Source organism: Bacillus sp. FSL R9-9497 (assembly GCF_038005805.1).
Lineage (GTDB): Bacteria > Bacillota > Bacilli > Bacillales > Bacillaceae_G > Bacillus_A > Bacillus_A cereus.
This window is the reverse complement of the sequence record NZ_JBBOTY010000001.1, coordinates 597,449-611,628: the sequence shown is the minus strand read 5'-3', so window position 1 is coordinate 611,628 and position 14,180 is coordinate 597,449. Positions and strand designations below refer to the sequence as shown.

Genomic DNA, 14,180 nt, shown 5'->3' with positions numbered 1-14,180 from the left:
TTCATCTCCCTTTATGAATTCCGACTTTTATAAAGTAAATAAATAAAATAAGGTGCACCAATTGCTGATGTAAATACCCCTGCTGGAATTTCAAGTGGTGTGAAAACTGTACGCCCAATTAAATCTGCAGCAAGTACTAGAATTGCACCGACAATAGCTGCAACTGGGAGTAATGCACCGTATAAAGAACCAACTAGCCTTCGTGAAATATGAGGTGCCATTAAACCGACAAATCCAATTCCTCCGGCGAAGGCAACTGCTCCCCCAATTAAAGCCGTACTAAGTAATAACATGAATACGCGTGACTTCGTTAAAGGAACACCAAGTCCTACCGCAATATCATCCCCTAGCTCTTGCGCATTTAAATGTCTAGCAGCTATAAATGATATTACCGTTAAAATGAGAACCCACGGTGCAAGCACCATAACGTTTTGCCATGAAGAACCATAAACAGTACCTGTAATCCATACATTCGCTTGACTCGCTTGATAAATTGGTGCTAACAACATAAACAAAGTCGTTGCCGCTTTCGTTAATGCCCAAAACCCCACACCAATTAAAACAAGACTAATCGGCGATAACCCGTCATTTCTCCATGCAAATAAATATACAAAAAGCGCCACAATCGTTGCCCCAACAAAGGCTGCTAACGGCATATAATGAATGCTTACAGTTAGCGCATTATTTTTATCACTAAATATAGCTAAAAACAATACAACTGCAACACTTGCCCCACCCGTAATCCCGATGATATCCGGAGAAGCAAGTGGATTTCGAACGAGACCTTGTAAAATACATCCTGCTACAGCAAGCGCAATTCCTACAAGGATGGCAATTAAAATACGCGGCATACGAAACTTATTTACAACCATGTTAGACATCGCATCGCCATTTCCAGTGATCGCTTGCCATACATCATAAGGAGCAATTTTCATGTCTCCCATACCTGCACTCGCAAAAAATAATCCTATTAAAACAACTAATAAACTAAATAAGACGAGACAAGCTCGTTTATACATTAAAAACGAGGGCCCGCCTTTCCCTATACGAAATGGAATATACTTCTTCATTTGCTAAGCCCTCTCTTACGTGCAATATAAATAAAGAATGGAGCTCCAATAAATGCTGTCATAACTCCTACTGGTACTTCTTGTGGCATAATGACATATCTTGCTGCTATATCAGCTAAGATTAATAGTATTGCACCTAATAAACCGCTATACGGTACTCTCCACCTATGATCTACTCCAACTAGAAATCTGGCAAAATGCGGGGTAACAATACCAATAAATCCAATTGGACCTGCGACCGCAACTGAACCACCAGACAACAGGACAATAATAAGTAGTACGAATGATTTCATTAAAATCGTTCGTTGTCCAAGTCCTTTTGCAACGTCTTCCCCCATCATTAATGTATTTACTTTCCCTGCCATCATAAGAGATGCAATCCATCCTATTAATAAATATGGGAATACAGATTGTAAAATTTCTAATTTTCTCCCTTGCACAGATCCAGCAAGCCAAAATAATACCTCTTCAAGTGCTTTTTCATTTAACACAAGTAATCCTTGTGTTAATGATGAAAATAATGCACTAATTGCGACCCCTGCTAACGTTAACTTAAGAGGAGTAGTCCCTTCTTTTCCTAAAGAACTAGAAGCAAATACAAGTACAGCTGCAACCGCCGCTCCTAAAAAGGCAATCCATGTGAAAGCTGATAATGATGTTACTGAAAAGATTACAATTGCTACAACTATAAAGAACGCAGCACCTGAATTTAATCCAATAAAATCTGGAGAAGCAAGTGGATTCTTAGTTAAAGTTTGCATAAGACAACCAGCAATGGCTAAACTAGCACCAACACTAGCTGCAATTAACGCCCTAGGCAGACGTACATTTTGAATAATAATATGTTCATTGGAACCGTTAAAATGGAAAAAAGCATCCAATGCTAGTTTCCAACTCGTATTTGTATATCCGAAAATAATACTTCCCCAAATACAAATAACGACTGCAATGATTCCAACAAATAATCCAATCCATTTTGCTCGATTTGTTTTTAATAACATGCAGCGTTTCCCCTTCAATGTATAATGATACGTTGTTAGTGTATTTCAACTTAATTCTCATTGTCAACGGAAATGAGAATTATTTTCACCCATATGTATTGACAATCAAAAGATAAAGGCTTAATATCATGCTTGCTATTGAAAAATATTCTCAACATGTAGGGGGTACATAATGAATTTCATGCGGAAGAAATCGTTTACAGTATTTGTATTTTTACTAGCATTTTCAATGCTTTTAAGCGCTTGTGGAAAATCAAATAACAAAGAAGAATCTACAAAAGAAGATAATAAAAAAGAAGTGGTTACTGTAGAACATGCAATGGGTAAAACAGAAGTTCCTGCTAATCCAAAACGTGTAGTTATCTTAACAAATGAAGGAACTGAAGCTTTACTTGAATTAGGTGTGAAACCAGTTGGTGCTGTAAAGTCTTGGACTGGTGACCCATGGTATCCACATATTAAGGATAAAATGAAAAATGTAAAAGTTGTTGGTGATGAAGGACAAGTTAACGTTGAAACAATTGCTTCTTTAAAACCAGACTTAATTATCGGTAATAAAATGCGCCACGAAAAAGTGTACGAACAACTAAAAGCAATTGCACCTACTGTGTTCTCAGAAACATTACGTGGTGAATGGAAAGATAACTTCAAATTTTATGCAAAAGCATTAAATAAAGAAAAAGAAGGTCAAAAAGTTGTAGCTGATTACGAATCACGTATAAAAGATTTAAAAGGCAAACTTGGCGATAAAGTAAACCAAGAAATCTCTATGGTTCGTTTCATGCCTGGTGATGTTCGTATTTATCATGGCGATACATTCTCTGGTGTTATTTTAAAAGAACTTGGATTTAAACGTCCTGGAGATCAAAATAAAGATGATTTTGCAGAGCGTAACGTATCTAAAGAGCGTATTTCTGCTATGGATGGTGACGTATTATTCTACTTCACATTCGATAAAGGAAATGAGAAAAAAGGGTCTGAACTAGAAAAAGAGTATATAAACGATCCTCTATTTAAAAATTTAAATGCAGTAAAAAATGGTAAAGCATACAAAGTTGATGACGTTATTTGGAATACAGCTGGTGGCGTAATGGCCGCTAACCTACTATTAGATGACATCGAAAAACGCTTTGTTAAATAATATTTCCTTAACCAGCTCCCTTCTGTGGAGCTGGTTATTTTTCAATTCACTTAAATGTCACATTATTTCGTTTTGTATTTTTATTCCCAATATGTTATATTGAGAAAGTAAATAGAATATATTTTCTTTATATCAGAATAAATGTTTTAATCTAAATTTTCTGATTAATCACTATTTTATTTTCTTTTAGAATTCAATTATTACATTTGAAAACGCTTATCATCTCGTTTTCAGGGCAAAATACAGTAACGGTCGAAGAAAAATAGAACTTTTTTAGAAATTTTCTTTCTATTTCCATATAATTCTATTGACTTCTAAATATTTTGTAAATTAAAATGATTACATAAATATCCGTTATACAGGATTAGGGGGAAACAAAAATGGATGCAGCTTTAAAATTAGACAAAGCTGGAGAGCAACAATCACCAAAAAAACATCCACCAGGGTTATACTTGTTGTTCTTTACAGAGGCGTGGGAAAGATTTAGTTATTACGGAATGCGTGGCTTATTAGTTCTTTATTTAACAACGAGCTTAGTAAGCGGCGGTTTAGGATTTGATAAAGCAGTTGCAGTTCAAATTTACGGTATTTTCACAATGTTAGTATACTTCACACCTATTATTGGTGGTTGGTTAACTGACCATTTCATTACGAAGCGACATGCCATTACTATTGGTGGTATCATCATGGCAATTGGTAACTTTGTATTATTCTCAATGAACACAAAAACTGGACTTTTCTTAGGATTAGGATTATTAGTTATTGGTAACGGATTCTTCAAACCAAATATTTCGACTTTATTAGGTCAATTATATAGCGAAAACGATTCTCGTCGTGATAGTGCCTTCACTATCTTCTACATGGGGATTAACTTAGGAGCTCTTATCGCTCCATTCATTTGCGGTTACTTCGCAGATTATAGATACGGTTTCTTAACAGCTTGTATCGGTATGATTATTGGGCAGCTTGCCTTTAATTTCTTAGCACCTCGTTACTTAGGGTCTATCGGAACAACTGTTGTAGGTAAACAATCTAAAGAAAAAAATGCAAAAGCAATTGAGAAAAAACCTTTAACAACACAAGAGAAAAAACGTACTGCTGCAATTTTAATTTTAACTTGTTTCGTAGTATTCTTCTGGGCAGGATTTGAGCAAGCTGGTAGTTCTTTAACACTTTACACAGATAAGTTCGTAGATCGTACAATTGGTGGATTTACAATTCCAACACCTTGGTTCCAATCTGTAAACCCACTATTCATTATCTTACTAGCATTACCTGTTTCTGCGTTATGGATTAAGCTTTCAAAAACAAAAAATGGCGATTTGAAAATCCCAACAAAAATGGCATTAGGCATGATTTTACTAGGGATTGGATATTTAGTTCTAACTTTAGCTGTTTTAAAAACTGGTAGCGATGAAGGTAACATTACAATGAAAGCAAACTTACTATTCATTGTATTCACTTACATGTTCCACACAATCGGTGAGTTATTCTTATCACCAATCGGATTATCTATGGTAAGTGCAATTGCTCCTGTTAAATTAGCATCATTATTAATGGGTGTATGGTTAGCTGGTACTGGCTTCGCAAACTTATTAGCAGGACAATTAGCCGCTTTCACTCAATCTTTAGGATATTTAGAAGTATTCGCAAGCATCGGTATTATCGTAATTGTACTGGGATTAGTACTTCTTATGTTCTCTAAGAAAATTGCACATATGATGGAATAACAAAAAGACGCTTCTAAAATTAGAAGCGTCTTTTTTATTACTTCTCCTCTAAAGCTGTCACGTCCACATGAACGCTCTCACCAGGATTAGATACATCATACACTTGAGCACTCCCCTTCTGCTCATCACAGCTCTCAATCCATACTGGTACGCCCTCATATGTAACGTCAATTCTACTTGAAGAAGATAAGATTTGTTTCACACGTTTCACATCCATACTACTATCCCTCCTTTTGCTTACTATACTCCTTTTTATTTTTTCTTTTCCTTTTAGAATATATTCCGTAAGGCAGCATATTGATTGATAGTCATTTCTTCCTAACATGCTAATATTTACTCTCTCGCTACCTTTCTGACAAATAAAAAAAGACGTATATTCTACACGTCTTTTTCCATAATATTCAAATTTTAAGAAAATAATGTTTTTACTACTGCACTTACTTTATCATTATGGATTTGATAATACACTTCTAATCCTCGTCTTTCAAAGCGTACTACTTTATTTTGCTTTAACTTCGTTAAATGTTGTGAAACAGTTGATTGTGGAATTTCTAATACTTCCTGTAGCTGTGTTACATTACATGTTCCTCTTTGCATAAGTTCCATTACTAGACGTAGACGAAGTGGGTGAGCTAACGCTCTTAACATTTGTACATCTTCTTCTGAAATACGACATTCGAATTGATTTTGGCTCATAAAGTTCCCCTCATTTTCGTTTTTATTTGCGTTTTTATGTTCTTTTTATTTATTTATATATCTGTTCTTATATTTCCTGTTACGACATAACTTTATCAACCTATAAAGCCGAAAAATTTTTCCATCTTTATCAGCAAAAATTCAGGAAAAAATCCTTGCTGATTTTGAATATTATACTATATGATATAACGAAAAAGCAAAATAATGGCCTACGAATACTTTGCTTGCAAACGTTGTTTTATCAGGCTTTTTGTTATATTTTCACCTCATTGAAATGCACAGTAACGGTATTGTAAAATACCGTCTATAATTGATAACCTATCGTAATGTAGTTGAACTATAATTAACCTCTTTGTTACGCTAAAAGGAATTTTCAGTAAAAAGAGATGATGTGATATTAAAAATTTGTTTCTTATTTTTTATTCGTATTGCAAGCGGTTGGATTGTTGTGCAAAACTTCCTATTAAATCCACTCACCGTTCCCCCCACTAGATCAAACAGGACAGATAATTGCATATATCAAACTTTATACTTAATATAAAAGACTTCATCTAATATACGCCTATAAGGAACATGCCATCTGAATAAGCAAAATAATATGCACATAGTTTATACAGCGCACTTAAATTCATTTGAGTGTGTTTTTTGTCTACTTTATGAACAAAGCTTTTCTTTTAACACTATTATGGAATAATTATACTTTTTTACGTTGACAATAGTGTTGAAGGAGAATATACTAAGCATGTAAGTTGATTGTGAATTGTTTCACAAATAATGTGAATTTCTTCACATATAATAGATAGGAGTTGTCATTATTATGAGTACTTGGACACAAATTTATGACCCGTTAAACAATATTTGGTTATCTGCACTAATCGCAGCACTTCCAATCTTTTGTTTCATCATTTGTTTAATGGGATTCAAAATGAAAAGTTACATGGCTGGTCTTTATAGTGTGATTGTCGCTATTATCCTTGCAATATTTGTTTATAAAATGCCAGCAACAGTAGCTGTAGCATCTGCCGGATTCGGTGTTTTATCTGGATTTTATCCAATTTGTACTATCGTTATCGCTGCAATTTTCCTTTACAAATTAACTGTTAAAACAGAGCAATTCAATATTATTCGCGATAGTATTTCAAGCATTACAAATGATCAACGTTTACAAGTATTATTAATCGCTTATTCTTTCGGTGCTTTCTTAGAAGGCGCAGCTGGTCTAGGGGTTCCAGTTGCTATTACAGCCGCACTACTTGTAGGTATGGGCTTTAATCCATTAAAAGCAGCAGGTATTTGTTTAGTAGCTAATATTGCTGGTGGTGCTATGGGTGCTATGGGTATTCCAGTTACAGTACCAGCACAATTAACTCAACTTGACGCATTAACTATTGGTCGTCAAACTGTTCTTATTTTACCTTTCATTAGTGTTATCTTACCTTTCTTACTTGTTTCAATGGTCGATGGAATTAAAGGTATTAAAGAAACTTGGCAAGGTATTCTTGTAAGTGGTGTTTCTTTCGCTATTACTCAATTCGCTGTAACTTACTTCTTAGGCGCAGAACTTACTAATATTTTCGCAGCCGTTGTAAGTATGATTGCTCTTGCATTATTCTTACGTGTTTGGCAACCAAAATCTTCTACTAAAGAAGAAAAACAAGAAACTAAAGTATCACATACATTCAATCAAATTTTATATGCTTGGTCTCCATTCGTATTCTTAACTGCATTTGTAACAATCTTTAACTTAAAACCGATTAAAGCTTTATTTGCTCCAGATGGTGCGTTAGCAAACTTAGTATTTAACATTCAGTTCCCTGGTCTTCATAATGCTGTTATGAAAACTACACCAATTACAAAAGCTGATACACCTTTCGCAGCTGTTTTCAAATTTGATGTATTCTCTTCTACAACTACTGCGATTGTACTAGCAATTATCGTTTCACTTATCGTTTACCGCGTAAAAGGTAAAATGGTTAAGGAATTAATGATTGAAACAATGAAAGAATTAAAAGCTCCAGTATATACAATTTGTAGCGTTATCGCTTTAGCTTACGTAGAGAACTACTCTGGTATGTCATCTACACTTGGACTTGCATTCTCTTCTACTGGTAATGCATTCCCAGTTCTTTCTCCAATCTTAGGATGGATTGGCGTATTCATTACAGGTTCAGTAGTTTCAAGTGGTTCTTTATTCGCACCACTTCAAGCAGTAACAGCAGACCAGTTAAACATCGTTCCTTCTACACTCGTTGCCTTAAACGTAGTAGGTGGTACAATGGCAAAAATGGTTTCACCACAATCTGTAGCAGTTGCTTGTGCCGCAGTTGGACTAGTTGGTAAAGAATCTGCTCTATTTAAAACAGCAATGAAATACAGTTTAATCTTCTTAGCTGTTATTAGCTTACTTCAATTAAACGCTGTATTTAATATCTTTTAAAAATAAAACACCGATCCAAATGGATCGGTGTTTTTCACATTACATTTCTTTATTTTTTAATAAAGAAGCTCCAGCAATTTCAGGGTGAGTCATTTCGAATGGATCTAAAATAATATCCAATTCCTCTTCTGTCAGTACACCATGCTCTAAACATAACTCCCTAACAGATTTTCCTGTTTCAATCGCTTCACGTGCAATACGAGATGCTGCTTCATAACCAATATGAGGATTAACTGCTGTAATAATTCCAACACTTTTCTCAACATATTGCTTCAGCAATTCTTCATTTGCTGTAATTCCTTCAATACAATATTCACGGAATACACGGAATCCATTATTCATAATACTTATAGATTGAATTAAATTAAATACAAGCACAGGCTCCATTACGTTTAACTCTAATTGTCCTGCTTCTGATGCTAAGCAAATTGTATGATCGTTTCCGATTACTTGGAATGCGACTTGGTTAATCACTTCTGCCATAACTGGATTTACTTTACCTGGCATAATCGATGAACCCGGCTGACGTGCTGGCAATTGAATTTCAGCCAACCCAACACGTGGCCCAGACGCCATAATACGAAGATCGTTTGCAATTTTAGACATGTTCATCATACATACTTTAAGTGCTGCAGATACTTCTGTGTATGCATCTGTATTTTGCGTTGCATCAACTAAATGCTCTGCACCAACAAGTGGGAACCCACTAAACGTTCTTAAATGTTTTACCACCTGTTCAATATACGTAGGATTTGCATTTAATCCTGTACCAACAGCTGTCGCCCCCATATTCACTTCATATAAATGTTGACGAGACTGTTTAATTCTTTTTATATCACGCGCAAGCACTCGGCTATACGCTTCAAATTCTTGTCCAAGGCGAATTGGAACTGCATCTTGTAAATGTGTGCGTCCCATTTTAATAACGTGATCAAACTCTTTTGCTTTTTTACGAAAAGCAGAATGAAGTTCTTCCATTGTAATAAGAAGCTTTTCTAACATCATAAGAGTTGCAATATGAATTCCTGTCGGAAACGCATCGTTCGTTGATTGGGCCATGTTCACATGAGTGTTTGGGCTAATTTTCGCATACGCCCCTTTTTCATATCCCATACGTTCTAACGCTCTATTCGCAATTACTTCATTTGTATTCATATTAATAGAAGTTCCGGCTCCGCCTTGAATAGGGTCTACGATAAATTGATCATGAAACTTTCCATCAACAATTTCTTGCGCTGCTTCTGCAATTTCATGTCCAATGTCTTTAGCTAAGTAACCAGTATCTATATTCGCAAGCGCCGCCGCTTTTTTCACAATTGCCATTGCTGTAATGAGTGATGGATGAATGCGATATCCTGTAATTGGGAAGTTTTCTACGGCACGTAATGTTTGTACACCATAATAAGCTGCACTTGGTACTTCTTTTTCACCTAAAAAATCTTTTTCTATACGTATATCCTTCGTTGCTATCATTTTTATCACCTATACTTTTTCATTCTAAATCCTTATCCAAAAAATCCGCCCTCGAAAAACACGAGTATCATTCAGAAGAATTTTTCAGTATCCACCTTCACTATATAGTACCTTTTTTGAAAGCGCAAACATTTATTTTTCTGCATATCCTTTTTATTAAAGTTTATAGAAAATCATTCTTCTACTTTCCTTATTTCCACTCGTTTAATTTGATGCATATCCTTTTCAAGGACTTTAAAATAAAAACCGTATTTCTCAATAACATCTCCTTCAGCAACGATTTGTTTTTGTACCATAATCCAGCCACCAATTGTATCTACATCATCAGCAATTAAATGTATGCCAAGCAAATCATTTACTTCACTAATAAGCACTTTTCCCTCTACGATTTTATAACCTTCACTTACATGCTCTATAGGTGGATTCTCATCTTCATCGTATTCATCTCGAATTTCTCCAACAATTTCTTCTAAAATATCTTCTAGTGTAACAATCCCTGCTGTACCACCATATTCATCATACAATACAGCTAATGGAATGTGTTTTCTTTGCATTTGTAATAGTAAATCATGAATTGGAATATTTTCTAGCACTTCAATAACTGGCCTTGTATATGGCATAATCGAGCACTCCTCGTCCCGACTACCATCCATATAACGAATAAATAAATCTTTTACATTAACCATCCCAATAATTTCATCTTTATCTTCACCAAATACAGGATATCTCGTGTACTTTTCTTGCGCGATTACTTTAATATGTGTTTCAAATGGTTCGTCCTCATATAAGCCTACAACTTCCGTACGAGGTACCATAATTTCTTTTGCTACTCTATTATCAAATTCAAAAATATTATTTACATATTTAAATTCCCTTTGGTTAATCTCTCCGCTCTCATAGCTCTCAGATAAGATTAACCTTAATTCTTCTTCTGAATGAGCTACTTCATGTTCAGAAGCTGGATGTAATCCGAATAAACCAGTTACAACCCTCGCTGAACCATTCAAAGCCCAAATAAACGGATACATAACTCGGTAAAAATAAATAAGTGGTTTAGATAACAATAAGCTAACTTGTTCTGCTTTTTGTATAGCAAATGTCTTTGGAGCAAGTTCCCCAATGACAACATGTAAAAATGTAATTACTGCAAAGGCAATAATAAATGAAACTGTACTGGAAATTGTAGGTGAGAATTGCAATTTTAAAAACAACGGCTCGAGTAAATGTTTAATGGTTGGTTCCCCTAACCACCCGAGCCCTAAAGCAGTAATTGTAATACCTAGCTGACAGGCCGATAAATATTCATCTAAATTTGTAGTTACCTTTTTAGCGGCCAGTGCACCTCGTCTTTTTTCGCTAACGAGTTGATCAATACGACTGCTACGTACCTTAATAATTGCAAATTCAACAGCCACAAAAAATGCTGTTAACCCAATAAGAATGACTACCATCAATAATTTTAAAATATCCACATATGCTCTTTAGCTTTCTTAGCTAAAGTTACACCTCCTTTTAAAAAGAAGTTTCACTTTAGTTTCTTCAATTATTGGAAAGCAACTCTATATAAAATCCACCAATTTTCAAACCTCATACAATTCTAAAGGTAAACCATCAGGGTCTTGGAAAAAGACGAATTTCTTCCCCGTTATTTCATCAATACGGATCGGTTCGGTCTCAACACCACATTGATTTAAATGCTTCACAGCTTCTTCTATATTTGTAACAGCAAATGCTAAATGTCTAAGACCGGCTGCTTCTGGAAAACTTTTGCGCTCAGGCGGATTTGGAAATGAAAATAATTCGATTTGATACTCTTCTCCTACACATAAATCTAATTTATAAGAATCTCGTTCCTTTCTATATACTTCATTCATTTCTTTAAACCCTAATATTCTAGTATAAAAATCCTTTGACGTCTCATAATTCGAACAAATAATTGCAACGTGATGCACTCTACATATATTCATACTCTCTCTATTCCTTTCTTTACCAAAGATGCATATTCTCCCTTGAAATGAAAAACATATATAGCAGAATATCTCTTTTAGGGGGCTTACCATGAAATTCATTACTTTTTTCGTCGGATTAATTGTTGTTTTCTTGCTCGCTTATATTGCTAGCAATAATAAGAAGCATATTAAATTTAAACCAATTTTTATCATGCTTATTATACAGTTAATTTTAACCTATTTACTATTAAATACAGAAATCGGCCTCATACTTATTAGAATCATTTCCAGTTTGTTTACAAAGCTACTCGAGTATGCTGCTAATGGAATAAATTTCGTATTTGGTGGTCTTGCAAATAAAGGTGAAATGCCATTTTTCCTTACTGTATTATTACCAATCGTCTTTATTTCTGTTTTAATTGGTATATTACAACATTTCAAAATATTACCATTTTTCATTCGTTGGATCGGGTACTTTCTTAGTAAAATAAATGGTCTTGGAAAATTAGAATCTTACAACGCTATCGCCTCTGCCATTGTCGGCCAATCAGAAGTTTTTATTACAGTGAAAAAGCAATTAGCTCAAATCCCAAAACACCGTCTTTATACACTTTGTGCCTCCGCTATGTCAACCGTATCTATGTCTATCGTAGGTGCCTATATGACAATGATTGAACCTAAGTATGTAGTAACTGCACTCGTTCTCAATTTATTTAGCGGTTTTATTATCGTACTCATCATTAACCCTTACGACGTTAAAGATGACGAAGATATTTTAGAAATCAAAGGTGAAAAACAAAGCTTTTTTGAAATGCTTGGAGAATACATTCTTGATGGTTTTCGTGTAGCCATTGTTGTCGGCGCTATGCTCATCGGATTTGTTGCCTTAATTAGTTGTATTAATGACTTGTTCCTCATTATATTCGGTATTACGTTCCAACAATTAATTGGCTACGTATTTGCACCTATCGCATTCCTTATCGGTGTACCAAGTTCTGAAATTGTAGCAGCTGGCAGCATTATGGCAACGAAGCTTGTAACGAATGAATTTGTCGCAATGATGGACCTTAGTAAAATTTCTAATAGCCTTTCTCCCCGTACAGTTGGTATTATTTCTGTTTTCCTCGTGTCTTTTGCCAATTTTTCTTCCATTGGTATTATTTCAGGTGCGGTAAAAGGACTAAACGAAGAACAAGGAAACGTTGTTGCGAGGTTTGGCCTTAAATTACTATATGGAGCTACTCTCGTTAGTATTTTATCTGCAATTATCGTAAGCATTATGTTGTAATTAGGTAAAATTTTATCATTTTCTTATCCTTATCTTTTGTATACAATAACGAATAGGTGTCTTATAAAGTGAAACTTTAATCAGAGTGGGGCTATCCCCACTCTGATTATTAGCCTTCACCAATCGGGTATTTACGGGCAGTTATCTCCCACCTAACTTCATTGTATTCACTGGACTTTGAGGTGGGCATTTTACTGCTCGTTAATACGGGATAAATAATCAAGACATCTATTTTTTATACATGTACAATCGCTTTTATTTAGCGTAAAATATTTTTTATGTGTTTGAATACACTTCTAAATGTATACACTTTGATAGTTTTAAAGGAGAAAAAATGATGAAATCCGACACGAACAACAATACGCGAGCCAAAAAAGGACGCTCAAAGAAAAAACGCCTACTTTGGTTCCTTCTTATTCCATTACTAATTGTAGCACTTGGAGCAGGAGGCTACTCCTTCCATATATACAGTAAAGCAAAGTCCGTCTTAAATAATGCTTATGCTGAACTAGGTCGAGGAGATAAGTCCAGTAAACGTGAAAAAGCTGTTAAACCTATGACCGACAATATTTCCGTACTAATTATGGGTGTTGATGAAAGTGATATTAGGGAAAAAGGTTATGGAAAAGCAACTCGAACAGATGCGTTATTACTTGCAACAATTAATAAAAACGATAAATCCGTTAAACTTGTAAGCATTCCACGTGACTCACGCGTCTACATTAAATCACGTGATAAATACGATAAAATCACACATGCGCACGTATTCGGTGGTGTAGACAGCACAATTGATACGGTAGAGAACTTTTTAGATGTTCCAGTTGATTATTATGTAAAATTCAATTTTAAATCCTTTATTAAAATTGTTGATTCTCTTGGTGGCATTACTGTGGACGTTCCAGTTGAATTCACAGAGCAAAATAGTAAAGATGAAGCAGATGCAATTCATCTAAAAAAAGGACGTCAACATTTAAATGGAGAAGAGGCACTGGCACTAGCTAGAACTCGTCACATCGATAGTGATTATATGCGTGGCCAACGACAACAGCTTGTATTAGAGGCCATTGCTGAAAAGGCACTATCTCTTAATTCCATTAATAAAATCGGTGGCCTACTAGACGCTGTCGATAAAGACTTAAAAACCAATTTAACTTTTGATGATATGATGACAATTACAAAAAATTCAATGGATTCAAATTTAAAGATGGAAAAAATGCAAGTAGAAGGTACAGATAAATATATAGGTGGTATTTATTATTACGTTCCAAATGAAAAAAGCGTCGATACTATTTCAACTACCCTTCAAAAACATCTCGGTGTTACGAATAAAAATGAACATAAAAAATTATAATAAAAAGGCTGCTAGATCTTTCTAGACAGCCTTTTTATTATATT

12 protein-coding genes are annotated in these 14,180 nt (G+C 34.8%); 5 read left to right on the top strand and 7 right to left on the bottom strand.

Translation table 11 applies throughout. The features are described 5' to 3' along the window. Positions 1-11 precede the first annotated feature (11 nt). Together MKY21_RS03130 and MKY21_RS03125 are read right to left on the bottom strand one after the other, a co-directional pair. A complete protein-coding gene (locus MKY21_RS03130) occupies positions 12-1,070 on the bottom strand; it encodes a FecCD family ABC transporter permease (RefSeq protein ID WP_000760070.1) in 1,059 nt (352 codons plus the stop codon). Next, positions 1,067-2,071, bottom strand: a complete 1,005-nt coding sequence (locus MKY21_RS03125) for a FecCD family ABC transporter permease (protein ID WP_000925233.1) — start codon at positions 2,069-2,071, stop codon at positions 1,067-1,069. The genes MKY21_RS03130 and MKY21_RS03125 overlap by 4 nt, the downstream gene beginning before the upstream one ends. Before the next feature lie 172 nt (positions 2,072-2,243). Between MKY21_RS03125 and MKY21_RS03120 the strand changes: the two genes are divergently transcribed. Continuing rightward, a complete protein-coding gene (locus tag MKY21_RS03120; RefSeq protein ID WP_001010279.1) occupies positions 2,244-3,212 on the top strand; it encodes an ABC transporter substrate-binding protein in 969 nt (322 codons plus the stop codon). A 380-nt stretch (positions 3,213-3,592) separates the two neighbouring features. Then, positions 3,593-4,942, top strand: coding sequence for a peptide MFS transporter (locus tag MKY21_RS03115; protein WP_000338314.1), 1,350 nt, complete (start codon positions 3,593-3,595; stop codon positions 4,940-4,942). A gap of 37 nt (positions 4,943-4,979) precedes the next feature. Here the strand turns inward: MKY21_RS03115 and MKY21_RS03110 are convergent, their stop codons facing one another. After that, entirely contained in the window at positions 4,980-5,159 is a 180-nt protein-coding gene (locus tag MKY21_RS03110; RefSeq protein ID WP_000382679.1) for an acid-soluble spore protein H, read from the bottom strand. Between the two features lie 191 nt (positions 5,160-5,350). Next, positions 5,351-5,638, bottom strand: a complete 288-nt coding sequence (locus tag MKY21_RS03105; protein WP_000081428.1) for an ArsR/SmtB family transcription factor — start codon at positions 5,636-5,638, stop codon at positions 5,351-5,353. A gap of 817 nt (positions 5,639-6,455) precedes the next feature. On the opposite strand from MKY21_RS03105, the gene MKY21_RS03100 reads away from it, so the two are divergent. Next, on the top strand, positions 6,456-8,075 hold the full coding sequence (locus MKY21_RS03100) for an L-lactate permease (RefSeq protein WP_000109101.1): 1,620 nt from the start codon (positions 6,456-6,458) through the stop codon (positions 8,073-8,075). A 39-nt stretch (positions 8,076-8,114) separates the two neighbouring features. Here the strand turns inward: MKY21_RS03100 and aspA are convergent, their stop codons facing one another. The 3 genes from aspA to gloA2 form a co-directional block, all read right to left on the bottom strand. Next, a complete protein-coding gene (gene aspA, locus MKY21_RS03095; RefSeq protein WP_000562129.1) occupies positions 8,115-9,548 on the bottom strand; it encodes an aspartate ammonia-lyase in 1,434 nt (477 codons plus the stop codon). Positions 9,549-9,721: 173 nt separating this feature from the next. Beyond that, positions 9,722-11,020, bottom strand: coding sequence for a hemolysin family protein (locus MKY21_RS03090; protein ID WP_061140053.1), 1,299 nt, complete (start codon positions 11,018-11,020; stop codon positions 9,722-9,724). 108 nt (positions 11,021-11,128) lie between these two features. Beyond that, on the bottom strand, positions 11,129-11,515 hold the full coding sequence (gene gloA2, locus MKY21_RS03085) for an SMU1112c/YaeR family gloxylase I-like metalloprotein (RefSeq protein ID WP_001017679.1): 387 nt from the start codon (positions 11,513-11,515) through the stop codon (positions 11,129-11,131). A 91-nt stretch (positions 11,516-11,606) separates the two neighbouring features. On the opposite strand from gloA2, the gene MKY21_RS03080 reads away from it, so the two are divergent. Both MKY21_RS03080 and MKY21_RS03075 read left to right on the top strand, forming a co-directional pair. After that, positions 11,607-12,785, top strand: a complete 1,179-nt coding sequence (locus tag MKY21_RS03080) for a NupC/NupG family nucleoside CNT transporter (protein WP_000668870.1) — start codon at positions 11,607-11,609, stop codon at positions 12,783-12,785. Positions 12,786-13,119: 334 nt separating this feature from the next. Further along, positions 13,120-14,136 (top strand): LCP family protein, encoded by a 1,017-nt coding sequence (locus tag MKY21_RS03075; protein ID WP_002163841.1) that lies wholly within the window; start codon positions 13,120-13,122, stop codon positions 14,134-14,136. The last annotated feature ends 44 nt before the right edge of the window (positions 14,137-14,180 follow it).